Consider the following 26,429-nt stretch of genomic DNA (forward strand, 5'->3'; position numbering starts at 1 on the left):
CATAAAAAAAATCCCGAATGCGAAAACCGCATTCGGGATGAAAAATGTATTGTATTAGCTCTCTATTCCTTTACAACCTTCATCACACCGGTCATTAACCGCCAGTGGCCTGGGAAAGTACATACGTACGGGTAATCGCCTGGCTGATCAGGCACCACAAATCTCAGACGGTAGGTCTGGCCGGGGTTCACAAGCGGGGTCGCAGCGATTACCTGAGGGATATTTGGTACGTAATTTTTCTCCGCGCCATCCTTCGCAGTGATCATTTTATCGGCAGCAGCTCCAATGACCTCAGTGGATTTGGGTTTTCCCACAACAATATTATGCTGCATCGCATCCGGATTTTCGAATACAATCTCAATCGTTTTACCTGCTATTGCCTTGAATTCAGTCAGGGTGAATTTCATTTCTTCACGAATTGCCTTGATCTGCACCACCTGGATATTGGGATCGGAAGTTACATCTTCTTTCATGCCGTAAGATTCCAAAAGTGGTGTGAGCTTGCTGCTCAGATCCTCCGATATGCTGCTTTTTACCGATGCCAGCAAAGTACGGGCTGCATCCGAAGCAGTTTCTTTTCTTTTTGGGTTCCAGCTGCCTAGTATGCCTTTCATCACTGCATTACGTCCTTGCGGATCAAGTGACTGGGCAGTTTGGATAAGACTGATGACCTCATCGCCGCTTGCATAGGAAGTATAACCACGGGTAGCACGTTCGAGCGCAAAGTCCGATAAACGTTCCATTCGGCGTACTTCGAATGTTTTGCTTAATGTGTTATTCTTGTTTTCGTCTTTTTCAGGAACAACATTCTCTACGTCCACCGTTGCTGTAACCGTTACCTTACCCGATTCTTCAGAAGTAAAACCAAAGGTCGCTTTCCAGGGGCCGTTATTTCCCTCGGTCAGTTTTATCGTTTCGCCGGGAGCAATACCGTTTGAAAGCTGCTTGCTGATGTAATTGGTATTCAATGACCTGCTTCTGATCCCGACATTGACAACAGGCACCAGCTCTTTCGGCACCGCAACGCTTCCCTGGTTTGTAATTTCAACCACAACTTTGGCATATTCCCGGACATAAGGTGTGGCTGGCTCGATACTGATATTTGTAATCGCGAGCTCGGCAGTGCCTTGTACTGTTACTTTTCCTGCACCGTGGTTATCATGATTCATTCCGGCGTGGCCAGTGCCAGCCGAAGCAGCTTGTCCCGATTCTGCTTTCGGCGCTGACCCTGCCTTTGCTACACGCTGAGCCAGATATTTTTCACGCAATTGGCCATTATGTGAATTCAATATTGCAGCAAATGCGTCGGGCATCCAGCGATCGTCCGCCTGTGAATACGAGTCGAGCAAGGCAAGTACCGCGTTTTCGATCTCCGGCGTGAATTCAATTTCGGAAAATGCAAGAAGCGTATTCAACACCACCAGCTGGTCTTTATCATGCAAAGCATCCACGGAAAGCAGTGACTGGGCCGTCGCCGCAGTACGCGGCAAAACCTGAACTGCAGTTTTACGGACATCCCCGGAAGGATGTTTTAAAGCCCCGGTCACAACGGCCAAAACCTCAGGATCGCTGATCGCATTAAGACCTTGCAAAGTCCACAATGCATGGATTGCAGCGGTATTCAGCCCGATTTCATCAACGGTTTTGTCTTTAACCAGTTCAGTGAGCTTACTTACGACATCTTTATTTCCCCTCTCCACCAGCAATCTTTGTGCGTGACGACGCCATAGCATATTGGTGTTTTTCAAAGTAGCGACCAATTCATCCGGGCGGTCTTTGCTCAAACTGACCGGTGTATATTTTGGCGCATTTTTCCAGGCAATACGGTACAAACGCCCGTGCGTAAAGTCTCTGAGATCAGTTTCATAAGCATTTCCTTTTCCGTTTTCAGATCCTTTCGGAGTAGGGTTATGCTGGATGATGAAACTATACCAGTCCGCCACCCAAACCGCACCGTCAGGGCCTACTTCTGCAAAAACGGGCGAAACCCATTCGTCGGCCCCGGCCAGCAAATTGAAGCCAAGTACGTCCTCAAAGTCAGTTCCTTTTTTAGCCATGATATTCTGGTGCAGGATATGTCCGGTCGGTTCGGAAACGAAGGCAACCTTGTTCCAGTAACTTTTTGGGAATGCTCTTGCCGTATAAAAATTATGTCCCGCAGCCGCTGTGAAACCGCCGAAAACATCTACCTGACGAACTTTTGGCGTTATGGGCTGCATGTCTTTATGCGTATCCGTGCTGCGGCTGCCATTGTCAACTTTGCTTTCGCCAAAATACCGGTTCGGAATAGCACTGTACCATCCGTGTGAATTGTTGGCAGTAGAGCCAAACAAGTCCCCTGCCTCGTTAAAGCCCAGTCCCCAGGTGTTATTGGAGGTTTTGGCAACAATTTCCATATCAGTAGCATCCGGTTTGAAACGGAAAAGCGCCTGCCCGAAGTTAAGTGAATCGCTTTTTCCTACTTTCCCTTTGAAACCCGAGTAACCTACCGATCCGTAGATCCAGTTATCGAATCCATAGTGCAGGTTGGAAGGCCCAGCGTGGGTATCACCCGTTCCAAAGCCCGAAAAGAGTATTTTCTTGACATCGGCTTTGTCATCACCATTGGTATCCTGCAAAAAAAGCATGTGCGGCGCCTGCGAAACAATAATCCCGCCATTGGCAAATACCAGACCGGTCGGGATGCTCAGGTCATCGGCGAATTTTGTGAATTTATCAGCTTTGCCATCTTTATCGGTGTCCTCGCAGATCAATATATAATCACTGCCGCCGGTGTCTTTCCTTTCATTTGGATAGTCTTTAGTGATCAACACGAACAGCCTGCCGCGCTCGTCCCAGGTCATGGCGATAGGGTGCATCACATCAGGCTCGTGTGCAAAAACGTCCAGCGTAAAATCGACTGGGATCTGGATATGTTTGACAGATTCTTCCGGAGAAAGCGGCAATTGCTGCAATTGCGGGCCAGGACGCTGCTCATAGTTGGGAAGCTTGGCCTCACGGTATTCAAAAGGCTTCGGGGCTAATGCTGCCAGCGCTTTTCTTGCGTCATCATTCACCGCCCAAAGAATCCCTTTTTCTAATAAGTCCTGAAATCCCGGGGTGCCCCAGGTGCGCTCGTCGTGACCATATGCAGTATAAAAAACCCTGCCTTTTCCGTGCGTACGCACCCAGGTATAGGGTTCGTTGGCCAGGCCCGGTTTGTCTTTTTCCTGATCTTTCTGAACAATCCGTTCGGTCAAAACAATGTTGTCGGGCTGTAAAAGTGTATGCAGATACGTCTCATCAACCGTTTTAAAGGATTTTACACCTGCAATAGCGGGATGTTCGGGTTTAACCCAAACTGGCTGAATAGTGTCCCAGGTATGCCGCCAGAATTGGCCGCCGATCAGTTTCACCACATCCGGATTGTTTCTGAAACAATAGGAAGCGCAGTGCACCGGTATAAATCCTTTTCCGCTAGCGACAAAGTCCAGCAACGCCTTTGCCTGCTGAGGCTGTATAGAATCCCAGTTTGCAAAAAGCATCAACGCATCATATTTGTTAAGCGTTTCGGGATTAAGGTCGGCGAGATTGTCGGTGTAGGTAAAGTTAAAGCCTTTCGGTCCCAGCGCTGCCATAATTTGCGGCACACGTTCGGCGGGTTTATGGTGACCATTGTCTCCAAGAAAAAGTATCTCAAGCCGGCGCGCCCGGTCGGATTCTTTTTTGGAAGACGCACTTTTGACCGCAGCGTTCTGGGACGATGGCTGTGCGGCACAGCCCAGCAGGACAATGCCAAGTAAAAAGGATAACGCTTTGGTTTTCATTGTTTTATATTACGTTTCGTTGTCTTGAAAATGCGGTGTCAATTGCTTCTTTAACTATTATCCCAGCCGGAAATTTCCTGGAAGTCGAATAAATAGTTCTCTTTATAATCAATTCTATACTCAGTCAGCATCTTGATGTAATCATCTCGGAACGTTTTGGTCTGATGATGAATCTCCTGATCCTTTATATAATTTACTATTGGATCAATGTTTGGTTTGCTGTAAGAAAATGCACCATTATTCTTTTTGCCATTGAAACCGCTGGTCTATTCATATGTCGGTGCTCTGCACCTTGCATTTTACTGGCTATTTTAAATTCCCAGCTTAATGAAGAACCTTAACCCAACCCCGATGGTGCGGGGCACCACAATACGGATAGAAAAAATGCTGGTTCGTGTTAACACAAGGTGCAGCGCACCGAAACATAGTCAACCCGGAGGTCACACATTTTTGAAATCCGGCAGCTGGATCAATGCGCCGCCTTGCAGGGCGCTTTCGTGAGCCAGGATACCTACGCTGGTCCAGTTAGCCGACTGCCATGCATTCGGGAAAGGATCACGGTCTTCGATCAATGCGCTGATGAACTCATGGGCCAGATGCGGGTGTGAACCTCCATGACCGCCGCCTTGCACAAACGAAAGATGTGCGTTATCATCCAGGTTGTACACACCATGACCTGTGAAATGCTGAATTTCTTTTGGTAGCAAATGCGCGTAATCCGGCGTTTTAACTCTCTCGGGAATTTCGTGCTCCGGTTTTTTAGCCGTATGGATCACAGGATCCTCGCCTTCGATCAACGGCCATTCAAAGGACTTCTTGCTTCCGTAAACTTCAAAACTTTCGCGGTACTGGCGCGCTACATCGAAAAGCGAACGATATACATATGCGGATAAGTCGCTGTCTTTGAACTTGATGTGTGCCGACTCAACCGCAAAAGGAGAATTGTGGATTTTGATCAGGTCTTCGGCGATAGTTCCCGATCCGAAGCACGAAACGTACTCAGCTTCCAGTTTCAGCAAACCTGCAACAGGGCCTACGCAGTGTGTGGCATAGTGCATGGGAGGAAGTCCGGGCCAGTAATCGGGCCAGCCTTCCATTTCCTGCTGGTGGCTCGCTTTCAAAAACTGAACTTTGCCCAACTCTCCTTTTTCATACATTTCTTTGACAAACAGAAATTCACGGGCGTAAACCACGGTTTCCATCATCATATATTTTTTGCCGGTTTCTCTGGTAGTCTTAACGATCTCGATACAATCCTCCACGCTGGTTGCCATCGGTACGGTACAAGCCACATGCTTGCCTGCGCGCAATGCTTTCAGTGTCTGTTCGGCATGGTTTGGGATCGGCGAATTGATATGGACAGCATCCACATTGGGATCGGCCAGCAAGTCATCGTAATTGGAGTAGCGGACTTCAATGCCATACTGGTCGCCCACTTCGTTCAATTTTGACTCCGTACGTTGGCAAATCGCGTACATATTGGCATTGGGATGTTGCTGATAAATGGGGATAAATTCGGCTCCGAAGCCCAGTCCGACGATAGCAACATTGATTTTTTGAGACATACCTGATAAAAGATTAATAATGATTGATTAACGGGCTAGAGTGAATTAGCTGAAAGACAGATTATTGACAATACAATTTTAAAACAAAATAGTGCTAAAAACTTTACGTCTTTTGATTAGTACTGACTTTATTTTGATCTTTTTTTAAATGATGTAAAATTTTCAGGCAAAATAAAGCTATAATCTTGCAGATAGCGTGTCTTTTTTAACTTTGTCCATTATGATACGACCGGCTACTTCACAAGACGCGTCAGCGGTTGCCCCGCTACTGGTACTGGCCATGGGGCACATTGCTGGAATATTTGCAAAATCGGACCAATATGAAGATGCTGTCCCTTTTTTCGAGGCATTTTTCGAAAGAGACGATAACCAGTACAGTTATGCCCATACACTGGTTTACGAGGAGAATAATACTGTTCTCGGTTCTGTTACCGGCTATGACGGCGCGCGGCTCGCGGAACTCAGGCAGCCAGTACTCGACCGGCTCAGAGAATCTGATCCGGATTTCACACCGGGCGACGAAACGGAAGCTGGGGAGTTTTATATGGATTGTGTAAATGTGCGTACCGATCATCAGGGAAATGGAATTGGCAAGAAACTGATTCTGGCTTTTTGTGAAAAAGCCAGACAGCTCGGTTTCAAAAGAGTAGGGCTGATCGTGGACAAAGTGAACCCGGATGCAAAAAAGCTTTACGAAAAACTAGGGTTCTATGTCGCTGGCGAAAAAGATTTCCTGGGACACAGGTATTTTCACATGGTCCGGGAAGTACAATAGATAATTAACCAAACTGCCTTCCTCTCATGAAAACCCGCCTTGTTTCACTGGATGTTCTGCGCGGAGTGACGATCATCCTGATGACAATAGTCAATAACCCTGGTGACTGGGGTAACGTATATGCACCTTTGTTACATGCAGAATGGCACGGCTGCACCCCGACCGACCTCGTTTTTCCTACCTTTCTGTTTATTGTCGGAGTGTCGGTCGTACTGGCTACCCCTCAGAAATCCTGGGATAAGGGTGTTTTGCAAAAAATAGTCACACGAACGTTGCGAATTTTTTGCCTGGGACTTTTTTCCGGATTTTTCAACAAGATCCAGTTCTTTGGATTGGAAGGTCTGCCGCTGCTAGGTGTGAGGTTGATGATCACAGCTATCATTGTCGTCGCATTGTTTTCGGATTATGACCGGAACAGGCAGTTTATAGCAGCTGTTTTTATTTTTATCATCATGATGGTGCTGGCTTTCGGGGGCTTTGAAGCATTTAAGAACGTTCGGATTCCTGGCGTACTGCAGAGAATTTCTGTGGTCTATTTTATCGTTTCGCTGCTATATCTGCGGACAAGCTGGAAAACCCAGGCGGCAGTCGCGGTTTTGCTGTTAATGGGGTACTGGGCGATTATGACGTTGATACCTGTCCCCGGGATAGGAGCGGCCAATCTTGATAAAGGGACGAACCTGGCTGCCTGGCTGGACAATCTGTTGTTGCCGGGACATTTGTGGGCGTCTTCTAAAACCTGGGATCCGGAAGGAATTTTGAGTACAATACCAGCAATAGGCACCGGAATTGCGGGATTGCTGACGGGGACTTTGCTCAAACGGGATTTTTCCAAAAGTCAAAAAGTAAGTTATCTGCTTATCGCAGGTATCTCAGGTATTCTGATTGGCTGGCTTTGGCATTTTGTATTTCCGGTCAACAAGGCACTCTGGACGAGTTCCGACGAGTTCCTTTGTTTTATATGCCGGGGGCTGGGCGCTGCTATGCCTGGGAATTTTGTATTACATCATTGATGTGAAAGGCTACTCCGGCTGGACAACCTTTTTCGTGATTTTCGGGGTTAATCCTATGGTTGTTTTCTTCTTCTCCGGGATGATATTCCGGGTTTTGAATGCTGTTAAAGTAGATAATCCAGCCGAGGCGGGTCAGGAGACGATGGATCTGGTTCCTTACTTTTATCAGTACCAGATCGTGCCGAAGTTTGTGAACCCTATGAATGCTTCGTTGGCTTATGCGCTGCTGTACCTGGCTTTGTGGTTTGTGATTTTATTTATTCTCTACCGTAACAAGCTCGTCTTCAGGGTTTAACTTTCTTAAAGAAAAGTGAAGAAATTTTGTCTAAATTGCTTCTTTAAAATTTTTTAAGAATTCAATTTTACCCGTTACTATGTTTCAACGCAGAGACTTTATAAAAACAAGTGCACTGGCCGTCGCCGGAGTTGCAGCTTCAAAATGGACTTTTGCCAAAAACGCCGCAGACTTTCCCGTAGTGCGTATCGCGGCGGACAAACGAAGCTTTACCAGTGCCGCCGTTGAGGCTACGATTGTGAGAATGAAAAAAGTGATCAAAGATCCTGAACTGGCCTGGCTTTTTGAAAACTGCTTTCCCAATACCATTGATACCACCGTTCATTTTAAACCCATTGACGGCAAACCTGACACTTTCGTCATTACAGGCGATATTGATGCGATGTGGCTGCGTGATAGTACGGCACAGGTATGGCCTTACCTGCCTTTGCTGAAAGAAGACAAACAACTGAAAGAAATGGTGGCGGGGCTGATCAACCGCCAGACGAAATGCATTATCATTGACCCGTATGCGAACGCGTTTTATGACCGTCCGAAAGAAAGTGAGTGGAGCAAGGATACAACGGATATGAAGCCGATGCTGCATGAAAGAAAATGGGAGCTCGACTCGCTTTGTTACACGATCAGGCTGGCTTATAACTACTGGAAAACAACCGGGGATACGAGCCCGTTTGATGCAGATTGGGTAAAGGCCATGCAGCTGGTGTTAGAAACCTGCAAAGTGCAGCAGCGGAAAGAAGGTCACGGATCTTACAGGTTCGGGCGCGTTACGTCCTGGTCAACCGATACTGTCCCTGGAAACGGTTATGGTAATCCTGTAAAACCAAACGGTTTGATAGCGAGCACTTTCCGGCCTTCTGATGATGCGGCGATTTATCCGTTTTTTATACCATCCAATTTCTTTGCAGTGGTTTCCTTCCGGGAAGTAGCCGAGCTGCTCGAAAAAACCGGAAAAGACGCGAAGCTGGCTGCGGATTTTAAAGCGCTGGCGACGGAGATTGAGAATGCTTTAAAAAAATATGCAGTATACCCGCACCCTGAGTTCGGTAAAATATATGCTTTTGAAGTGGATGGTTTTGGCAATTACCTGCTGATGGACGACGCCGGTATTCCTGGTCTGATCAGTCTGCCGTACTTGGGGGCCTTGTCTGTCAAGGACCCGATTTACATCAATACAAGAAAGTTTGTTTTAAGCGGTTCAAATCCATATTTCTTCAAAGGAAAAGCCGGAGAAGGTCTGGGAAGCCCGCATACTTTGGTGGATCAGATCTGGCCGATGGGAATTATTGCCCGGGCGATCACTTCGACGGATGATAAGGAAATTGAAGCACAGCTGAAATTGCTGAAAACCACGCATAACAATACAGGTTTTATGCATGAATCGTTTGACAAAGACGACCAGTCCAAATTTACCCGGAAATGGTTTGCCTGGGTCAATACGCTTTTTGGAGAGCTCATCCTGAAACTGGAAAAAGAGCGTCCTCACTTGCTGGCGAAGGTTTATTGAAATTAAATGATTACTACTGCCGTTGTCTGTAACTTACCGGCAACGGCAGTTTTTATAAAACCAATAAGAAAATTGGCTGGCCCTGTTCTATTTGAATCATTACTTGAGAGGTTTCCAGGCAAGGGAGGCTTCTATTACCTTATTGTTCCCGACGAAGTTGCAGAGCTTTTTGTTGAGGGCAGAAAGCCCGTCAGGATGGTTTGCTTGCTCAATGAAAAAGTGGAATTCCAATGCGCGATCAGGCCAAAAGGGGACGGTGGTTTTTATATCAATGTAGCTACTGCCCTCCGGACAAAGGCGAAAATCAGGTTGGGCGATAAAATCCAGGTTCAGGTAAGGAAGGACGAAAGTACTTACGGACGCGATATGCCAGAAGAGCTGACTGAACTTCTGGCCATCGACGAAGAAGGTAACCGGCTCTTCCACGAGCTCACCCCCAGCCACCAGCGCGGCATTATTCACTATATAGCCTCCTCCAACGTAGTGCAGACAAGGATCGACCGGGCTACAAAAATGATAGACCGGCTGAAAGTGGTAGGAGGGGTGTAGCGGAAACTATATATGCTCAAGTATAAAGTCTGCGGGAATCAACAATTTCTTGTGAAGAGCTTTGATAAAAGGAATATCGGGCTTTTGTTTGCCGTTCAGGATCATAGATAATTTTACGGTAGACACTCCCAAGTTCTCCGCGAGATCTTTTTGTTTAAGCCGCATTTCATACATACGAAGTTCGATCATATCAGACAAAGTGTCGGGCAGGGGAACAGTATAAATTCCCTGTTCGTAGGCCTGTAAAGCCAATCCCATTTCTCGGATTTCCAAAGACTCTTCTTCTGTGACATTTTTCTCACCCTTACGCATCAGCTCGTCCACCCGGGCTAGCAGGCTGGCGTGCTCATTTTCGTTGGTAACCTTATATTTAAGTGACTTGTTTTTCATAATAAGTTGAGATCCAGATTGTCGTATTGTTTATGAGTTCCAATGAATTTGATATAAACAGTTCTGACGTTGAAATGAATTCTTACAATAAGCCGGTAATGATTTCCTTTGATATTGAAAACATAAAGGTCATTTCTGACGGCGTCGACAGACCCAAATATTTCACGCACTGCATTAAAATTGGCAAAATCAGCCTTTGTAAATATGATATACCAATTATTCAAAGCATTTCTAGAGTCCGGATATGCATCTGCGAAAGACTTTATAGTGTTGTAGCTGAAGATGATCACAAGTGTGTGTTAATGCAAAATCGCTTAACAAAATTAAGAAATTCTTAATTTTGTTAAGCGATTTTATGAAAATTATTTTTATCAGATATTTGACTTAATAAACGCCAGCCCGTCCCGCATCAACTGCTCCTCGGAATCGAACATTTTTCGCCAGATATTGGCTACCGGTAGTTTCGGACTGAAAGCTTCAATGCTGATCCAGCCGTCGTATTGGATATCCTTGATTGCCTTAAAAACACCTTCCCAATCTACATTTCCCTTGCCAGGTGTAGACCGGTCGTTTTCAGAAAGCTGGATAAATGAAATCCGGTCGCCGGCTTTGCGAATGGTATCGCCAATGTTTTTCTCCTCGATATTGGCGTGAAAAGTATCGAACATGATCTTGCAGTTCGAATGGTTTACGTCGTCCACAAAACGGATCAGCTCATCTCCACAGCTGGTAAGGTATAATTCAAACCGGTTCAGGTATTCAAGTCCTAGCATGATATCCAGTGATTCGGCATACTCGGCCAGTTCCCAGATGCCTTCTACGCCCCATTTCCATTCGTCGGAAGTGGCGGGTTTTCCGCTGAAAACGCCAAGGGCTGAATGGTAAGGACCCATCAGCTTGGACGCACCGAGCACGAGTGAGCAGTCGAGTACTTTTTTGAGATGTTCGATCGTATGCCGGCGCATGCCAGGATCACTGCTGATCAGGTGTGTGTCCGGACCACAGATCGTATCCGTTTCGCATAGAAGCCCAAGTTCGTCGAGCTTTTTGCGGAAGCCAAACCAGTGTTCGGGATTGGTATTGAATATCGGGACTTCCACGCCATCAAAACCTATTTCTTTTATCAGTTCGAGCGTAGGAAAAAGGCTCTCGTCAATTTGATTTCCCCAAAGGAGAAGATTCATGCTGTACTTCATCAAGTCGATTTTGATCGGTAACCCTGTTTGGCTGCCCGGATTTTAGATAGAATTCTTTATCTTAAAAAAGTAAATATCTGGATAATATTGATACAATTTTACGACAAAAAATGACGGTGCATATAATCTCATTTGACTAGTATCGGCTATATTTTGATATGCATGCAGGCATTTTACTGAAAAAGAGTTAAAAAACGTTATAAACCAAATCGCCGGTCATCTGGTTAGATGACCGGCGATTGGCTATTGGTATACCCGACGTTACTGTGCCCGGTTGAATATCAGCTGATTGTTATCATCATAATAAAGGATCAATCTGTTGGGTTTCAGCTCATACAAGTTAACATTTGGCAATGCGTTGACAAAAAGATTGCCCCATTTCGTTTCTGCCCTTTCGGTTCCGCCGCCTCCAATCTGAATCGTGTTTTGCTGAGCTATTTCGTAGGAACCCGTCAAGTAATTCGTTGATGAAGTCGCCTCAAGTTCTCCTTTTTCTTTAAAATTAACGCCTATCTCCATGACTCCCTTTGCCGGCTGAGGCCTGCTGATCGTATCACTCCCCTGCACAATGCTCTCCAGTTTCCATTTTCCCGTCAGTTCCATGTTACTGTTGATCGTGGTAGTCTTTCCACAGCCGGAGAGCAATGCGGGAAGAACGGTATACATAGCCAGGAACAAGTGACTTTTCATAGTGGTAAAATGTTTTAATAACGAAGTTTGAGGATGTAAAACAGGATAGTGATTTGGTGGATTATATGCATAAAAAACTATACCATTTTCACTTAGCTGCAGACGGTTTGTAAAGCCTGCTAAATACAACGCTAGCGGGAGAGTTATCGTTTGCCGAAGGATAATTTTAGTGCAAAAAGATAGTAGGATGTCCACTAGTTATATTTTAACATTAATATTGCAGGAAGTAATGTTTCGGGGTAAAATTCAGGTATATCAATGAAAGCACCCATTCACAAAAATATAGAAAGCCAGGTCCACACTGTCACCGTGCAGGAACTAAGGGACCCTCATTTTGATCCAAACTGGCATTTTCATCCGCATTACCAACTTTTTACGGTACTGGAAGGAACGGGAAAGCGGCTGATCGGGGATTCCATACAAACATTTGAACCGGGAGATACCGTATTTCTAGGGCCGGATGTTCCGCATCTATGGCGAAGCGATCCTGCCTATTTCGAACATGATTCCTCACTTTCGACCCACGGTATTGTACTTTATTTTCAGGAAGATTTTTTGGGTAAGGACTTTCTCGAAAAACCTGAAATGCTGGCGCTGCGCCAGCTTTTGCTGGATTCAAAACGAGGAATAGAATACAAGGGCCCGCTCCGGGAACACATCAGGGCCGAGTTGATGTCGCTTACGCATTCGGAGGGTTTTCAGAGTATTTTGCAATTGTTAACCCTGCTCCACCGACTGGCCCACGAGCAGGGAGGTACTCCGATTTCCAGTTACGGATATGTAAATACTTTCAAGGTTTCGGAGACGGAACGCATGCAGAAAGTCCACAATTATGTACTCCAGCATTTTGCACAGGAAATCAGGTTAGGAGACGTGGCGTCACTGGCCGGAATGACAGAGGCTGCTTTCTGCAGGTATTTTAAAGCAAGATCCAACAAAACCTTCATCGATTTTGTCAACGAGATCCGTATCGGCCACGCCTGCAAGCTGCTACTTGATGATAAATGGACCATCGCTCAAATCGCTTACGACAGCGGTTTTGACTCTTTATCCAATTTCAACAGGAATTTCAAAAAATACATCGGGCATACGCCTCGGGAGTACAAAGGGAATTATTAGGGGGTTAGTTAAATCTTAATAAACGAGGGCAAAAATCACCGATTTTCGCCCTTGTTCTAATTTCGAAGGTAAATTTTGCCCTCGTTTATTCCTTATACCCCGGCCCCTTTACAAATCTTCCAGGCTTAGCATTAGTATGTTCATTATTTTTCAAAACCTGAACCCCATTTACAAATACATCGGACACGCCGGTGGCGAACTGCTGGGGCTTGTCAAAAGTAGCGTGGTCAGTCACGGTTGCCGGATCAAAAATGACGATGTCTGCGTAATTGCCGGCTTTTAATTCCCCGCGTTTTTTGAGTTTCAGGTTGGTAGCGGGTAGCTTTGCCAGTTTGTAAATGGCCTGTTCCAGCGAAAGCGCCTTTTCGTCACGCACATAATGTCCGATTACCCGGGCGAAATTGCCGTAAGATCTTGGATGAGGCTGCGATTTTAAAAACGGGCCTTCGGGACTGTAGCTGGCAGCATCCGAACCAAAGCTTACCCAGGGGAGGCTGATCTGCTTCTTTAAATTGCTTTCTGTCATGAAAAAATAGGCAACTCCAATTCTCGTACTGTCATCAACGATCAGGTTGATTGCCGTTTCTTCGGGGGAAGTACCTCTTATTTTGGCAACTTCGGCCAGGGTTTTTCCGGTATATTTTTTCAAAGAATCCTGCCTGAAACCCAGCAAAAGGACATTCTCAGGGGATCCCGCTCCATAGTAAAGGTTCTCCCAGTTGGCTGGGTTGGTGTTCATTGCTTTTTTCATGCTGGCACGTATCGTCGGGTCCTGTAAGCGTTGCCACAATTTGCCAAAACCACCATCCTGCAAAGACGGAGGGAATGCGGCCGTCATGCCGGTTGCCCCGGCTATATAAGTGTACATGTCGGCGGTGATCTTCAATCCACCGGTACGGGCTTTTTCGATGCGTTTGATAATACCATCCATTTTATGCCAGTTATCCTTTCCCACTGCTTTGATATGATAGATTTCGGCAGGTATGTTTGCTTCCCGTGCAATGGTGATCAGCTCCTCAACCGCTTCATCGAGTTTGTTTCCCTCACTCCGCATGTGCGAAATGTACATACCGCCATGCCTGGCTGCTTCTTTGCAAAGAGCGATCAGTTCCTGGGTGTTGGCAAAAAAGTCGGGAGGATAAATGAGGGACGAACCGACACCCATGGCCCCTTCTTCCATCGCTTGTTTTACGAGTAACTGCATACTATCCAGTTCTGCCGGAGTAGCGGCCCGGTTATCTTCTCCTATCACATAAGTGCGGAGCGTGCCTGCACCCACAAACGATGCAATGTTACAGCTGACACCTTTCTTTTCCATGTAGTTCAGGTATTCGCCGAGCGTATTCCACTCTACTTTGTACCGGATATCTCCCTGCGACTTTTGAAGACTATTTTTCATTTCAGCGTTCATCGGTCCCATGCTTGACCCTTCTCCAAAGATTTCCAGCGTGACACCCTGACGGATATCGCTCTGGCTTCGGCCATCCTGGATCAGGGATTCGTCCGCCCAGCTTAGCATGTTGATAAACCCCGGCGATACGGCTTTGCCTTTTGCGTCAGTCTCATTTTTGGCCGAAGCATTTTTTAAATCCCCTATGAATGCGACCGTATCGCCATTGATCCCGATATCCGCAGCAAAAGGTTTTCCGCCATTGCCGTCGTAAACCGTTCCGTTTCGAATGATGGTATCATATTCCGTTTTGGAGTTACAGGAGAGAATAATCAGACTGGCTGCAATTAACAGGAGGGATGATTTCATATAAGTCAAGGGGTTGTATGATCCAGTTCGAAGTTAATTCTGTCTTGCTCGATCAGTTGTTTCAATTCTTCTTCTTTGGGCATATAAAGCCTGTATTTGCTGGCAAAAAGCTGTTCATTTTCAGCCAGTACGCTGTATTTTACAATAGTCTCGTCTTTTTCGGTACAAAGGATGATGCCTATTGTAGGGTTATCGTCGCTTCCTTTTTTCAAATCGTTGTACATCCGCACGTACATATCCATTTGCCCGATATCAGCATGCGACAGTTTGCTGGTTTTCAAATCTATCAGCACAAAACATTTGAGATAATAATTATAAAACACCAGATCCACAAAAAAATCGGAAGTGTCTGTTACAATATGTTGTTGTCTGGCTACGAAAGCGAATCCCTTGCCTAACTCCATCAAAAACTTTTGCAGATGATTGATCAAGGCTGTTTCAATGTTATTTTCTGTCAGGGAAGAATCCCAAGGGAATCCCAGAAATTCAAAAATGTATGGATCCTTTATGAAATTAGTTGGAGCCGGTTTTTTACTTTCTGCGGGTTCGATGGATCTGCCAATATAATTGCTGTCTATATTTCGCTGCAATGATCTTGTGTCCCAGTTGCCTTCGATAGTTAACTTTACATATTGTGTTCTGAATGTTTCATTTGCAACGCGACTGATTATACGATAATGCGTCCAGCTCAATTCGGTACGCACTGCGTTCCAAATTGGGAATGCAATATAAAAAGCCCTCATATTGTTCAGGTTACGTTCGTCAAAACCTTTTCCAAACTCGGTTGTGAGTTGTTTGCTCAAAGTTTTTAAAACAGCCTTCCCGTAGGCAGCCTTCTCTTTTCCTTGCTGTTCATCTTCCACGACCAGCTTTCCTATTTGCCAGTACATATTAAGCAATATACTGTTGCTGTTGCGGTAGGCAAGTTGCCTGGCATTGATAATAATATCTTTAACGGAAGCGAAAAGAGCGTTTTCGGTTTGGGGGTAACTCATAGTGCTTTTTTAAGAGTGTGGTGTTTGTGTAGATGTATTCAAAAATAAATATGCAAAAGTTCAAGCAAAGACTATATCCGGGTATAAAAAAATCCGGTAATTCCATGAAGAACTACCGGAAATTAAATGCAAATAAACTGCGATTCTACATCAGCCCTTTACCTTAGTGGTACCGTAAGGCCCTCTCTGCGGCCTGGACAAGGTGGCGTTTGCTTCGGGGTCGTTGATAAATTCTTCTTTTTTAGGATCCCATTTCAGCTTTCTTCGAAGCTTCATAGCAGTATGTGCGAGCAGACAGGCTGTGCAGGAACGCTGGGCGATTTCGGCGTGGCTGACGGTTTGCTTGCCACTTTGTATGCTTTCGATCCAGTTTTGATGCTGCTCCGGGCTTTCGTACAAATGGACCTCATTTTCACCGATAACCGAACCTAAAATTTTACTGTCGCTGGCATAAAAAGCTTCATTTTTCGCGCCATTTGCCGCAGCTCCGGGATCAGATGCAGTAACACCAACGTTCCCGCGTGAAACAAATATCCAGCCATCGGTTCCCTCGAATTTCACACCGTTCGGGTTTGTACCGCCGATCTCCATTTCCACTCCATTTGCGTATTTCGCATTCACTAAAAAATCTCCGTGGACGTCCCATAACCCAGAACCCTTAGCAGGGAAGGAGGCCTTTCCGTCAATTTCAATTGGTCCTGTAAGTTCTGTGTCCATGCCCCAGTGAGCAATATCGATGTGGTGCGAGCCCCAGCCGGTGATCATTCCGGCTCCGAATTGTTCCAGTCGCAGCCAGCCCGGCCGTTCGTTCAGCATATCGGTCTGGGAGTGGACGCGGTCGAGTGTATAGTAAACTTCCGGCGTGGACCCCAGCCACATATCATAATTCAGATTAGCGGGGACAGGCATTTGCGCCGGATTACCACCGGCAGGATCGCCCGGAAGTCCAACATAAACTTTTTTCAGCTGTCCTATTCTTCCGTTTCGGACGAGCTCGCAGGTTCTTTTGAATTGCGGCCAGGGGTTCATCGAGCGTTGCTGGCTTCCCAGTTGAAAAATCACCTTCTTTTTGATAATCATATCCGCCATCATGCGTCCTTCTTTAATGGTAAGGGACGTCGGTTTTTGCATATAGATGTGCTTGCCAGCCACGGCTGCCTCCATAGCAGGCTGGGCGTGCCAGTGATCGGGCGTGCTGATAATGACCGCGTCAATATCTTTTCTGGCCAGGATTTCGTGGTAGTCGTCGTACGTTTTTACTTCCAGGTACTTTTCTTTTCCAGTTCTTTCCGCGTATTTTTTTTCAATCCACACCTTTCCTTGTGCCAGTCTGTTTTTATCAAGATCGGCAACTGCAATGACGTGAGCGGCCTCGTTCTTAATTACTTCCGGCAAATCGTGGGACGATCCGATCCGGCCGAATCCGATCTGTCCGATATTAATCTTATTGCTGGGCGCATTTTTGCCAAAAACGGTTGACGGTACGATGGTTGGAAAAGCCGATGCTGCGATAATACCTGCGGTGCCGGTGGCTGCCTTCTTAAGGAAGGATCTTCTGTCCTGATTATTTTCTGCTTTGGTGCTCATATAGTCCGGGATTAAGGTTATTGTCTTTTGACTTGAACTGTTGGCGATGCGCCTGTCCTGGTATTCGTCCGGCGGTGCCTGTCCGGTTGCTCGTCCGGCGGTGCCAGACGTTGAGGTATGGGGGCCTTTCAGGCCTTTGGGGTTGATGTTGTTTGTTAGTTTGGTTTGATGGCGTCTTTTGGGGTTTTGGCGTATGACTTGGAGTAATTTCTGGGTTTCTGAGGGCCTATTGCCCATTCGATCGCGCCGAGGATGTGTTTTTTAAGATCTTCTTTTTCATAATCTCCTTTTTCATGTCCGAGCGATGTGTAAAACGCACGGCCTCCGTCATATTCATGCCACCATACCGACGGGAACACAGTGCCAAAGGTATCCAACGCCTTGCCCGCAGGTTTTTGGATGGTTGTGTGGTCATTAACTGCCAGCACATTCAGGTTTACGCCCAATTCCTTAATAAAATAGAACTCATCTTTTTCCCGGACCCATTTTTCCGGTAAATGTGCTAGTGACGGATTTTTCCTGTCGAGAATATTTACAGTAAAACCTTGCCCGGGCTCATGCCAGAAGAATGTTCCGCCCAGCATGTTTTTGAACCACTTCCAATTTCTCTCAGTGCCTGAGGCTGAATGCAGGCCCACGAAATTTCCTCCGGCCTGAATGTAGCGCATCAATGCAACGCGCTGTGCGTCGGTGTCAAACACGTCGTTGTTGGTATTGGAAAAAACCAGAGCATCATACTGTTTCAGATTTCCATCGGTGAATTTTGAGGGATCGTCTGTCACATCTACTGCAAATCCATTTTGCTTGCCCAGTGCCTGAATAGCAGCTACTGAGCTTGCTATGTTGTCGTGCACATATCCTTTTCCATTTTTTGTGTAGACCAGAATTTTAACCTTGCTCCACTTGATCTTCTGCGCATAAGACTGGCCTGCCGATGTCAAAATTGCAAATAACAGAAAGCAAAAAAATGCGGTCAGGGGATTGTATTTTTTCATTTATGATTGGGTTTGGTATGTCTGTTTAAAAACGTTGCATTTCAGTTCATTACGGTCTGTAGTTAACTTCTTCTGGTAGAATGTAAGTATGTTCAATTCTGAATTTCAGGTCAACAATAACATTACGATTCATTTTTTCTTTCAAAATCCAATAGAATTGCCGCCATCCACTGGCAAAGAAACACCCGTAATAAATTTGGCTGCTTCGGAAGACAGAAACACTGCGGCCCAGCCGATATCGTCCGGTTTGCCCCATATTCCCATGGGCGTCCGATCCATGGCTTTGTCGCGGCGGGAAGGATCGCCGTTCATGGCAGTGAGCATCATCGGAGTTTCGATAAATCCGGGGGCAATGGCATTGATCCTGACATTATGCGGTGAAAATTCAGTAGCGAGAGCTTTTACCATACCTCCTACCGCTGATTTGGAGGCTGTATAAGCAACCACCCTGTCGATTCCATACAGTGCCGCCATAGATGTGATCATCAGGACAGAACCTTTTTTGCGTTCGACCATCCTTTTGCCGCACTCCCGGGTAATGGAAAAAACCGCATGAAGGTTGGTTTGTACAATCCTGTCAAAATCATCATCTGTAACTTCCAGAGCGAACTTTTTCATGTTAATACCTGCGTTGTTGACTAGTATGTCAATCGGGCCAAGCGTGGTTTCAATAACCTGGATCAGATCCGGAATGGTTTTCAAATCCGTAATATCATTGACAAAATAGCTGGCCCGCGAACCAAGCAATGCTACTGCTTCCTGTAAAACAGCTTCCCTTCTGCCGGTGATTGCAACTTTTGCGCCTGCCTGTACCAGACAGCGGGCAATATGTAAGCCAATCCCGCTTCCGCCACCGGTAACCAGTGCCAGTTTTCCTTCAAGTGAAAATATATCGGCAAATGATGTCCCTGCCTCTTGTGTCGAATTTGCTGTTTCCATGTAAATTATTTGTAATTAATTTTCCTGAGCCCTCGAAATAGCTATTTCCAGGCCGCGTAGTTCCGCCAGGGCTTTGAGCCTGCCGATTGCCGAGTAGCCGGGATAGGTCCGTTTTTGAAGATCGTCGAGCATTTGAAATCCGTGGTCGGGGCGCATAGGTAGGTTCGAATCAGAATATCCCCGCGATGCTCGTCTTTTTTCTTCTTCCAAAAATGCCTTTACCACAGCATACATATCCACATCGCCATCCAGATGCGGGGCTTCATGGAAGTTTTTGGCGTGACCATTCGGGAGACCGGTTTCTCTTTTAGTAGTTCTTAAATGAACAAAATGTATCCTGTCTCCGAAACGCTCCACCATTCCCGGCAAGTCATTGTCTTCTCTCACGCCCAGCGAACCCGTACAAAAAGTGATGCCGTTTGCACGATAATTGCTGGCTTGCAATAATTGTTCAAGATCAGATTCGGTGCTGACGACACGGGGCAAGCCGAGAAGCGACCGAGGTGGGTCGTCGGGGTGGATACACAGCTTAATCCCCAGTTCATCGGCGACGGGCGCGATTTGGCTGATAAAATAATAAAGGTGGTCGCGCAATTCCTTGTCTCCGATATGGGCATAGGCATTCAGCAAATCCTGAAAATTGGTCAGCTCAAAAGCCTCTTCCGAGCCGGGAAGACCAAGCAATACCGTATTGGTGAGTTCGGAAATTTCAGCCTGCGACATGTTTTGAAACTTCGCAAGCGCCGATTCCCGGATCTCTGGTTCGTAGTCTTCGGCGGCGCCCGGCCTTTTCAGGATATACATATCAAAAAGGGCAAAATCTTCCCAGACAAACCTTAGCGTTTTATGCCCCTGCGGGAAAGTATAATTCAGGGAAGTACGCGACCAGTCGAGTACCGGCATGAAGTTATAGCAAACGGTATAGATGCCTGATTTTGCCAGATTTCGGAGCGAAGCTTTGTAATTTTCGATGTACAAGTCGCGGGAAGGAAGGCCTTTTTTAATGTCTTCATGCACTGGCAGACTTTCCACGACCAGCCAGTTCAAGGGAGTGTAATGGTCATTTCCTTCTTCGATGATCTGCTTCCGCTCCTCAATAGCTTCCGACGACCATACTTCTCCGACGGGTATCTGATGCAAAGCACTGACTATCCCGATACATCCGGCCTGGCGGATATCCATCAGAGAAACAGGATCGTTAGGGCCGAACCAGCGCATGGTGTGTATCATCTGGAAATTTATTTGTTATGGTATAAATATCTTAATATTAATTTGTATTGCAATCGATTGCATAAATTTTGCAAAAAGTTCTGATCTTCACAACCGGAATCTGGTTTTGCATATTTTACTTGTTATGCCAGTTGACGACGTGGCGTCAGATTTCCCTTACATTTGGTTGAAAAGAATTGAGTATGGAGAAGGAGATTACGATTTACGATATCGCGAAAATACTGGGTTTGTCTCCGGCCACAGTTAGCAGGGCTTTGAATGATCATCCTGCGATCAATATCAATACCAAAACTTCAATTGTAACCAAAGCCAGTGAACTAGGTTATCGTTCCAATACTTTTGCAAGTAATTTGCGGAAGCGAAAAACCAACACGCTTGGCGTAATCGTCCCTCGCCTGAACAGTAATTTTATGTCTGCGGTGCTGGCCGGGATGGAAGAAGTAGCGAATGAAGCAGGGTATAACCTGATCATCAGCCAGTCCCTGGAATCGGTTAAAAAAGAAATTGCAAATGCCAGGACGATGTTCAACAGCATGGTGGATGGCTTATTGGCCTCTGTCGCCTATGATACAGACGATGCCGGTCATTTTGAAAGCTTTGTCGCAAAAGGTATCCCCGTTATTTTCTTTGACCGCATTATCGGTGATGCCCGGTTTTCCGGTGTTACAATCGATAATGTGAAGGCAGGTTACGAAGTGACCAGGCATCTGGTCGGACAAGGATGCAGCCGGATCCTGCATGTGACCGGAAATTTGAAGAGAAATGTTTACGCCGGACGTATGGAAGGATATAAAAGGGCGATTGCCGAATTTGATCTTCCACAGGACGAATCCCTTATCCTGGTGACGGATCTGGGGCAGGAGGCCGGAAAGGCAGCCGCGCAATATCTGCACACTTTACCGGCACGGCCTGACGGCATTTTCCTGGCCAGCGACGTTTGTGCGGTGAGTTGTATCCAGGCATTGAAAGAAATCGGTTATGTAGTCCCGGGCGATGTAGCGGTAGCAGGGTTCAATAATGATCCGGTTTCACAGGTAATCGAGCCTAATCTCACCACTGTGCACTATCCGGGCGATCAGATAGGTCAGGTAGCTGTGAAAACAATGATCAATCATTTGAACGGGCACAGCAGCATTCATCCCGCCAGCAGCATAATTCTGGATTCGGAACTGATCATAAGAGGTTCTTCTCTGCGCAAAAAGAAGGGTAATTAAGTGGTTAGATCTCCTTTTACTACCAACATACCTTTCCGGTGTTTCCTGTTAATTCTATTTTTAAAACAAATGAGAAGTTTACTGTGGTTAACTGTCATGCTGGTATCCCTGCCCGCACTGGCGCAGCATGACGATTTGATCGATATATCCCTGAAACCTTTCTGGAAGAGTAAGATCATGTATAATGAATCGGTCATGATGGTCTCGAAAGACGGAAAACAGCCTGAGTCAAGACTCTTATTCAAGCCCCGGCGAATTTTGTCCGTCAGCAATTCCGGACTAGATACCGTCTATAAAGAGCATGTGGACTGGGAATATAAGGATGGAAGGATTGTATTGCTGCCCGGATCGAAAGCAGTTTTTATGACCGATTCGCAGTTGAATGCGGATTCGGCAAAAAAGTTTTTCCCGAAAAAAGGTGGGGGCAGAGTGCTTCACCAGGAAGGAGATTTTTTTCATCAGCGCCAGTTGGCGGTGACTTATAAACATCGCCGCAATGAATGGAAGGGACTAATTCCTGTTTTTAAACCTGATGCCTTACCCGTCACCATTGATGCGTTGCGGAATAAAAAACCTGTCAGGATTCTATTGTATGGCGACAGCATTGCTGCCGGGGCCAATTCGAGTGGGAGGGCAGGAGCGGATCCAAAGCTGCCGGACTGGGGAACGCTCGTGGTTGAGAAGTTAAAGAGGCATTATCAGGGTAACATCAATTTTACCAATACAGCCGTCGGCGGCAAAACGTCCAAATGGGGACTGGAAACGATTAAGGAGAATGTGATTGCGCATAGTCCCGATCTGGTGATCCTGGCATTTGGTATGAATGACGGAACCGGCAAGCTTGACCCTCAGAAGTTTAAGGACAATATCAGTGGTATGATCAGTCAGGTCAGGGAAAGCAATAAAAATGCTGAATTTATCCTTATCGCAACGATGCTTCCTAATCCGGAGTCACTTTTTGAGGGAACGCAGCCTGAATTTGCGAAGGTTCTGGAGGAATTGGTCGCTCCCGGCATTACTATGGTGGATATGTCGGCGGTACACCGGGAATTGTTAAAGCACAAATCGTATCAGGACATGACCGGAAACAACATCAATCACCCCAACGATTTCCTGATCCGCTGGTATGCACAGGAAATTCTCGGGGTTTTGATTGATCAAGGATATTGATTGAAGTTACATCCTCTTCACATCCACAACAAATATCTGTTGCGAAGCATTTCCACCGTTTTCTGCTTTAACCAAACGATTGAATGCGATTTTGGTCCCGTCGGGTGACCATACTGTGTTTGTCGGTGCCGGAGTTGTCGGTTTTGTCAATATCCGAAGCCTCTCTTCAAACGGTGCGTTTCCGGTAGCGCACAATACGATGCTGCCTTTGAAAACATAACTAACGTGTTTTCCGTCGGGATGCCAGCGGATATTTCCGGAGGGATCGGCATCATGCTGGGTCAGTTGCGCAGGCTGACCACCATTGGGGGAAATGGTAAAAACCTGTCCAATGCCGTTTTGATCTTTGGCAAAAAATGCCAGGCTGCTTCCATCCGGTGAAGATCTGACAATGCCCGTGCAACCTGGATATGCGGCGTCCGCGGTGAACGTCAGCCTTCTCTGAACCGTGCCTTTTGGCGGCATTGGGAAATCTGTGGCGGTTCCTTCCAACGGTCCGTTTTCACCTGCCTTTGTAATGTCATCGGGGATATCCACAATGAAGACTTCGGTCACTTCTTTTCCGTTTTTGTCTTTTACAGTTCCCAGGAAAGCCCTCGCTATCTGCCGGTGGCCATTTTTGTGTACATAACCGTTCGCTCCGACCCAGCTGTCACTGGCGGCATGGCTGATCTCGTCGGTTCCCGGTGCAGGCTCAGGCACCGTGCGGACCACCAGTGCACTGAACCATTCGCCGGAAATATTTTCACTGTTTTGATCAACGTGTACAGGCTTTATTTTCCTGGAAACCCCTATTGTTCTTAAATTTTTCTTTTGTCCCGTGGAATCTTCCAGGGCCTTCAGTATCGCATCATTATAAGTATATCCGATCCACTGTCCGTCGCCGCTCCATTCGTGCCGGTGCGTGCCTCCGCGTAGTGCGCCGGGCGTAAACGGGAATGTAACATCGCGGGCATCCATGTAAACCGGTACTCCCGGATTAGAATCTTCAATGATCACGCCAGTTCTCCTCCATTGCTGGTAAGGATTTTCCCTGGTACTGGTTGCCAGCCCATGAATGAAGACAACCGCGTTTTCCTTCGGGCTGTAACTGACAGCGCCTGCACCGGGGCCCCAGATTTCATTGTTTTTTATCTCAAATAATATGTTCTTCTCACCGGTCTCGATATTTACCTTTTCGATTTTTGCCGAAGCTGCAATTCCCCCGTCGTCAGTACGCGTGTCGTAAACCAGCCATTTTCCGTCCGGCGAAAAATTGTCGTTGTTGTCCAGGTCGTGGTGGTAGTTCAGGTCGTTTGTGATCTGCTTTTCGTTGGTATCGGCTTCTTTCTGACAGGATAGCATGGGCATAAAAAGGAATAAAATTAAAAATACGTTGAGTCCGGGAGTATGCATAAGACCTATTTTTGAGGTGTACTGATCACGCCTAGATATCTCCCCATCCAGTAAGGCAGCAGCCAAATGTCGCCGGCGCTATGCTCCGACCGGCCGTTCCCTCCGGTTCTGTCGAGGTTAAACATATTCGCGTTGTGGCGTTGTACCGGACGTTCATCAGGCGGAAGCACTTCCTTCGTAGTTTGTTTACGGAAATCCGGTGTGATCAGATCAATATCCTTGCGGTGGCTGTTTTTGATTGTCCAGTCTATCAGGTCCAGCGGATGTTCCTGCAGGTACCACACAGCTTCGTTCAGATCAAATTCATCGGCACCTGTCAGTGCTGTGAAAATGTTCCATGCACCTTCTTTTTCAGGTCTCTCTGCTTTCCAGTGGTCAATGATGGATTCTTTGTATTTAGCTTTCAGTGTATCATTGAAAGCATAGCGGTACAATCCCCAGTAACCCACAAAATACATTTCATCATCCGAGTGGTTCCAGCCGTCCGACATGTGTTTGGCGTGCTCGTCTGCGTCTTCCGGCGCTTTACCAATCACGCTCATAGGTCGCATCATGTTTTCCAGATAACCGTATTTCGTCATGAGTTCAAAGGCTTTTTCCTTATATTTTTCTTTTTTGGTAAAATGGTACGCCGTCTGGAGCATGGCGATGATATTAGAGGAATTCAGTTTCCTGTCGCCCACATTTTCCGGGAAAGCATTGACATACTCGGGGTTCCATTTGCCCCACATCGTAGGTTTACCATCGTAATCGATCAGGTACATGTTGTTTTTCACAATATGTGACATCACCGTATCAATCAGCGCAATAGCCCTGGTTTGCATGGAGGGTTCATCAATGAGCTCAGCCATCGCGCCAAAGGCGAAAATATGACCGATTACTTCGTCGCTGCTGGTGGTCGACTTCCAATCCCATTCCTTTTCAGGCGAATGCTGCCAGCGCTCCGCGTCGTGAAGTTCGCTGATATGTCCGGCCCGTTCAAAAGATCTTGCAGGAAAACCGGGTACCGGGTTGATGGAATACAATCTTTCCATAGCATCCAGCGACTCGCGGCAGTTTTGAAGAGCGGCAGAGTCTTTAGTTACAGCATATCTGAAAATTTCTCCGCCAAGGTACATAGAGGTCCAAAGTCCGTCATTGTCGGAATCTTCCATGGACCCGGTTGAGAGCTTACCATGCTCCATACCGGAAAGTGTCGCGTTGAAGCCGTTCCGGATGTGTCTGAGCCTGACTTGTTGTTCAAAAAACATAGCTTTTTCTTCCAGCGTCATTTTTTTGAAGACAATCTGACCCAATCCCGCTGTCGTCAGCACGAGAACAGAGTTTTCCGGGCCTTCTGAAATATGGATCACTTTGTTACCCGGCAGCCAGCGTTCTCCGTAGTAATAGTCAAATTTCCCGTCGGCCCGAAGTGCGAATGCACCATCATTACTTCCAAACCATACTTTCCCGTTAATTTCTTTGACTGCCGTAATATGGGCAGACGGCAGTTTTTTGTTAATAGCGCCTGTTTGTTTTTTGGCTGCTACGTCAAAAGTAATGTACCCGTCAGTCGTGCCAATGATCAGGTTTTTACCTTGATCAGCCAGGTCGAAAGCCGTAAAATCGGAACCGTCAAATACCTTCGTAAGCTGGTTGCCGGCAGCGGAAAATGTAGACAGGGATTTTTTTCCAAGAATCCAGAACTGATTTGCCTGCTGCTGATAAATAATCGCTATTGCTTCGTCACCGGACAGATCTCTGGCCCAAAGCGTCTTCGAATCTTTGATCAGTTGCAAAGATTTACCGTCAGAAACGAGGAATTCGAAATCCTTGCCCCCGCAGAAAATGGCCGCTCCCGGGAGCCCGTGCCTCGATAAAAGTTTGCCGGCCCAGGCATTGCTGAAAACGACCGAATCGCTTAGATACACGATCTGCTGGTCATAAAGTCCTGTGGCGGCTATTTTTTTATCTGTCAAAAAACGATATGACTTGTCGGGATCAAGGCTGCCGGGATACAGGAATTTCCCATCATAGGGATGCAGCATGCCCTCTTTGGAAAATACTTTGATGGCCCCGTTGCGGTCCGAAAATGCTTGCAGCAAATGGTTGCTGATGGTGTCACTGTAATATTTTACACTAAGGTCCTGTGTAAAAGGCTTGTCTTCATACACAGGCTGCTTTGCTGAATTTTTCGAGCAGGCATATATCCCGGCAAGACCGAGTGACAGAAAAAAGAAATAAAGGGATTTACGCATCAG

At 46.5% G+C, this 26,429-nt stretch carries 22 protein-coding genes; 8 read left to right on the top strand and 14 right to left on the bottom strand.

The window, feature by feature from the left end; all coding sequences use genetic code 11:
- Window positions 1-62: 62 nt before the first annotated feature.
- Complete coding sequence (locus FBF61_RS20400) at window positions 63-3,806, bottom strand: PVC-type heme-binding CxxCH protein (RefSeq protein ID WP_138480778.1); 3,744 nt, start codon at window positions 3,804-3,806, stop codon at window positions 63-65.
- A 440-nt stretch (window positions 3,807-4,246) separates the two neighbouring features.
- Complete coding sequence (locus tag FBF61_RS20405) at window positions 4,247-5,371, bottom strand: Gfo/Idh/MocA family protein (protein ID WP_138480779.1); 1,125 nt, start codon at window positions 5,369-5,371, stop codon at window positions 4,247-4,249.
- 220 nt (window positions 5,372-5,591) lie between these two features.
- Here FBF61_RS20405 and FBF61_RS20410 point away from each other — a divergent pair, with 220 nt between their 5' ends.
- The 5 genes from FBF61_RS20410 to FBF61_RS20425 all read left to right on the top strand — a co-directional run bounded on the left by FBF61_RS20410 (window position 5,592) and on the right by FBF61_RS20425 (window position 9,510).
- On the top strand, window positions 5,592-6,146 hold the full coding sequence (locus FBF61_RS20410; protein ID WP_138480781.1) for a GNAT family N-acetyltransferase: 555 nt from the start codon (window positions 5,592-5,594) through the stop codon (window positions 6,144-6,146).
- A gap of 26 nt (window positions 6,147-6,172) precedes the next feature.
- Window positions 6,173-7,159: an acyltransferase family protein gene (locus tag FBF61_RS20415; RefSeq protein WP_229215145.1), complete on the top strand. Its 987-nt coding sequence runs from the start codon at window positions 6,173-6,175 to the stop codon at window positions 7,157-7,159.
- Window positions 7,143-7,454, top strand: a complete 312-nt coding sequence (locus FBF61_RS35120; RefSeq protein ID WP_229215146.1) for a hypothetical protein — start codon at window positions 7,143-7,145, stop codon at window positions 7,452-7,454. Before FBF61_RS20415 ends, FBF61_RS35120 begins: the two co-directional genes overlap by 17 nt.
- A gap of 79 nt (window positions 7,455-7,533) precedes the next feature.
- On the top strand, window positions 7,534-8,961 hold the full coding sequence (locus FBF61_RS20420; RefSeq protein ID WP_138480783.1) for a glycoside hydrolase family 125 protein: 1,428 nt from the start codon (window positions 7,534-7,536) through the stop codon (window positions 8,959-8,961).
- Window positions 8,962-9,033: 72 nt separating this feature from the next.
- Window positions 9,034-9,510 carry a YdeI/OmpD-associated family protein gene (locus tag FBF61_RS20425; RefSeq protein ID WP_138480785.1) on the top strand — a complete coding sequence of 159 codons (477 nt, stop codon included), beginning with the start codon at window positions 9,034-9,036 and terminating at the stop codon, window positions 9,508-9,510.
- Window positions 9,511-9,516: 6 nt separating this feature from the next.
- Here the strand turns inward: FBF61_RS20425 and FBF61_RS20430 are convergent, their stop codons facing one another.
- The 4 genes from FBF61_RS20430 to FBF61_RS20445 all read right to left on the bottom strand — a co-directional run bounded on the left by FBF61_RS20430 (window position 9,517) and on the right by FBF61_RS20445 (window position 11,786).
- Window positions 9,517-9,900 carry a helix-turn-helix domain-containing protein gene (locus tag FBF61_RS20430; RefSeq protein WP_138480787.1) on the bottom strand — a complete coding sequence of 128 codons (384 nt, stop codon included), beginning with the start codon at window positions 9,898-9,900 and terminating at the stop codon, window positions 9,517-9,519.
- Window positions 9,897-10,190: a type II toxin-antitoxin system HigB family toxin gene (locus FBF61_RS20435; RefSeq protein WP_138480789.1), complete on the bottom strand. Its 294-nt coding sequence runs from the start codon at window positions 10,188-10,190 to the stop codon at window positions 9,897-9,899. The genes FBF61_RS20430 and FBF61_RS20435 overlap by 4 nt, the downstream gene beginning before the upstream one ends.
- An 81-nt stretch (window positions 10,191-10,271) precedes the next feature.
- Window positions 10,272-11,084 (bottom strand): sugar phosphate isomerase/epimerase family protein, encoded by an 813-nt coding sequence (locus FBF61_RS20440; protein ID WP_229215147.1) that lies wholly within the window; start codon window positions 11,082-11,084, stop codon window positions 10,272-10,274.
- Between the two features lie 273 nt (window positions 11,085-11,357).
- Entirely contained in the window at window positions 11,358-11,786 is a 429-nt protein-coding gene (locus FBF61_RS20445; RefSeq protein WP_138480793.1) for an META domain-containing protein, read from the bottom strand.
- A 258-nt stretch (window positions 11,787-12,044) separates the two neighbouring features.
- Here FBF61_RS20445 and FBF61_RS20450 point away from each other — a divergent pair, with 258 nt between their 5' ends.
- The gene (locus FBF61_RS20450) at window positions 12,045-12,905 is read left to right on the top strand and encodes an AraC family transcriptional regulator (protein WP_138480795.1); all 861 of its coding nucleotides are present in this window, start codon (window positions 12,045-12,047) and stop codon (window positions 12,903-12,905) included.
- An 85-nt stretch (window positions 12,906-12,990) separates the two neighbouring features.
- On the opposite strand, the gene FBF61_RS20455 is transcribed toward FBF61_RS20450, so the two are convergent.
- The 6 genes from FBF61_RS20455 to uxuA all read right to left on the bottom strand — a co-directional run bounded on the left by FBF61_RS20455 (window position 12,991) and on the right by uxuA (window position 20,410).
- The gene (locus FBF61_RS20455; protein ID WP_138480797.1) at window positions 12,991-14,664 is read right to left on the bottom strand and encodes an N-acyl-D-amino-acid deacylase family protein; all 1,674 of its coding nucleotides are present in this window, start codon (window positions 14,662-14,664) and stop codon (window positions 12,991-12,993) included.
- A gap of 5 nt (window positions 14,665-14,669) precedes the next feature.
- Complete coding sequence (locus tag FBF61_RS20460) at window positions 14,670-15,659, bottom strand: PDDEXK nuclease domain-containing protein (protein ID WP_138480799.1); 990 nt, start codon at window positions 15,657-15,659, stop codon at window positions 14,670-14,672.
- 150 nt (window positions 15,660-15,809) lie between these two features.
- Entirely contained in the window at window positions 15,810-17,246 is a 1,437-nt protein-coding gene (locus tag FBF61_RS20465; RefSeq protein ID WP_138480801.1) for a Gfo/Idh/MocA family protein, read from the bottom strand.
- Window positions 17,247-17,401: 155 nt separating this feature from the next.
- Window positions 17,402-18,241 (bottom strand): ThuA domain-containing protein, encoded by an 840-nt coding sequence (locus tag FBF61_RS20470; RefSeq protein ID WP_138480803.1) that lies wholly within the window; start codon window positions 18,239-18,241, stop codon window positions 17,402-17,404.
- Window positions 18,242-18,382: 141 nt separating this feature from the next.
- Window positions 18,383-19,180 (bottom strand): SDR family NAD(P)-dependent oxidoreductase, encoded by a 798-nt coding sequence (locus FBF61_RS20475; RefSeq protein ID WP_138480805.1) that lies wholly within the window; start codon window positions 19,178-19,180, stop codon window positions 18,383-18,385.
- 15 nt (window positions 19,181-19,195) lie between these two features.
- Window positions 19,196-20,410: a mannonate dehydratase gene (gene uxuA, locus FBF61_RS20480; RefSeq protein ID WP_138480807.1), complete on the bottom strand. Its 1,215-nt coding sequence runs from the start codon at window positions 20,408-20,410 to the stop codon at window positions 19,196-19,198.
- Between the two features lie 182 nt (window positions 20,411-20,592).
- On the opposite strand from uxuA, the gene FBF61_RS20485 reads away from it, so the two are divergent.
- The gene (locus tag FBF61_RS20485) at window positions 20,593-21,624 is read left to right on the top strand and encodes a LacI family DNA-binding transcriptional regulator (protein ID WP_138480809.1); all 1,032 of its coding nucleotides are present in this window, start codon (window positions 20,593-20,595) and stop codon (window positions 21,622-21,624) included.
- Window positions 21,625-21,693: 69 nt separating this feature from the next.
- Window positions 21,694-22,794: an SGNH/GDSL hydrolase family protein gene (locus FBF61_RS20490; RefSeq protein ID WP_138480811.1), complete on the top strand. Its 1,101-nt coding sequence runs from the start codon at window positions 21,694-21,696 to the stop codon at window positions 22,792-22,794.
- A 6-nt stretch (window positions 22,795-22,800) separates the two neighbouring features.
- On the opposite strand, the gene FBF61_RS20495 is transcribed toward FBF61_RS20490, so the two are convergent.
- Together FBF61_RS20495 and FBF61_RS20500 are read right to left on the bottom strand one after the other, a co-directional pair.
- Entirely contained in the window at window positions 22,801-24,189 is a 1,389-nt protein-coding gene (locus FBF61_RS20495) for a DUF3748 domain-containing protein (protein WP_229215148.1), read from the bottom strand.
- Window positions 24,190-24,194: 5 nt separating this feature from the next.
- Entirely contained in the window at window positions 24,195-26,426 is a 2,232-nt protein-coding gene (locus FBF61_RS20500) for a hypothetical protein (RefSeq protein ID WP_138480813.1), read from the bottom strand.
- Window positions 26,427-26,429 lie beyond the last annotated feature (3 nt).

The organism is Dyadobacter bucti (assembly GCF_005869225.1).
Classification (GTDB): Bacteria; Bacteroidota; Bacteroidia; order Cytophagales; family Spirosomataceae; genus Dyadobacter; species Dyadobacter bucti.

Excerpts from the sequence above, each read along its gene's own strand:
- FBF61_RS20400 (WP_138480778.1), bottom strand. The coding sequence starts at position 3,806 with ATGAAAACCAAAGCGTTATCCTTTTTACTTGGCATTGTCCTGCTGGGC.
- FBF61_RS20405 (WP_138480779.1), bottom strand. The coding sequence starts at position 5,371 with ATGTCTCAAAAAATCAATGTTGCTATCGTCGGACTGGGCTTCGGAGCC.
- FBF61_RS20410 (WP_138480781.1), top strand. The coding sequence starts at position 5,592 with ATGATACGACCGGCTACTTCACAAGACGCGTCAGCGGTTGCCCCGCTA.
- FBF61_RS20415 (WP_229215145.1), top strand. The coding sequence starts at position 6,173 with ATGAAAACCCGCCTTGTTTCACTGGATGTTCTGCGCGGAGTGACGATC.
- FBF61_RS20420 (WP_138480783.1), top strand. The coding sequence starts at position 7,534 with ATGTTTCAACGCAGAGACTTTATAAAAACAAGTGCACTGGCCGTCGCC.
- FBF61_RS20430 (WP_138480787.1), bottom strand. The coding sequence starts at position 9,900 with ATGAAAAACAAGTCACTTAAATATAAGGTTACCAACGAAAATGAGCAC.
- FBF61_RS20440 (WP_229215147.1), bottom strand. The coding sequence starts at position 11,084 with ATGAATCTTCTCCTTTGGGGAAATCAAATTGACGAGAGCCTTTTTCCT.
- FBF61_RS20445 (WP_138480793.1), bottom strand. The coding sequence starts at position 11,786 with ATGAAAAGTCACTTGTTCCTGGCTATGTATACCGTTCTTCCCGCATTG.
- FBF61_RS20450 (WP_138480795.1), top strand. The coding sequence starts at position 12,045 with ATGAAAGCACCCATTCACAAAAATATAGAAAGCCAGGTCCACACTGTC.
- FBF61_RS20455 (WP_138480797.1), bottom strand. The coding sequence starts at position 14,664 with ATGAAATCATCCCTCCTGTTAATTGCAGCCAGTCTGATTATTCTCTCC.
- FBF61_RS20460 (WP_138480799.1), bottom strand. The coding sequence starts at position 15,659 with ATGAGTTACCCCCAAACCGAAAACGCTCTTTTCGCTTCCGTTAAAGAT.
- FBF61_RS20465 (WP_138480801.1), bottom strand. The coding sequence starts at position 17,246 with ATGAGCACCAAAGCAGAAAATAATCAGGACAGAAGATCCTTCCTTAAG.
- FBF61_RS20470 (WP_138480803.1), bottom strand. The coding sequence starts at position 18,241 with ATGAAAAAATACAATCCCCTGACCGCATTTTTTTGCTTTCTGTTATTT.
- FBF61_RS20475 (WP_138480805.1), bottom strand. The coding sequence starts at position 19,180 with ATGGAAACAGCAAATTCGACACAAGAGGCAGGGACATCATTTGCCGAT.
- uxuA (WP_138480807.1), bottom strand. The coding sequence starts at position 20,410 with ATGATACACACCATGCGCTGGTTCGGCCCTAACGATCCTGTTTCTCTG.
- FBF61_RS20485 (WP_138480809.1), top strand. The coding sequence starts at position 20,593 with ATGGAGAAGGAGATTACGATTTACGATATCGCGAAAATACTGGGTTTG.
- FBF61_RS20490 (WP_138480811.1), top strand. The coding sequence starts at position 21,694 with ATGAGAAGTTTACTGTGGTTAACTGTCATGCTGGTATCCCTGCCCGCA.
- FBF61_RS20495 (WP_229215148.1), bottom strand. The coding sequence starts at position 24,189 with ATGCATACTCCCGGACTCAACGTATTTTTAATTTTATTCCTTTTTATG.
- FBF61_RS20500 (WP_138480813.1), bottom strand. The coding sequence starts at position 26,426 with ATGCGTAAATCCCTTTATTTCTTTTTTCTGTCACTCGGTCTTGCCGGG.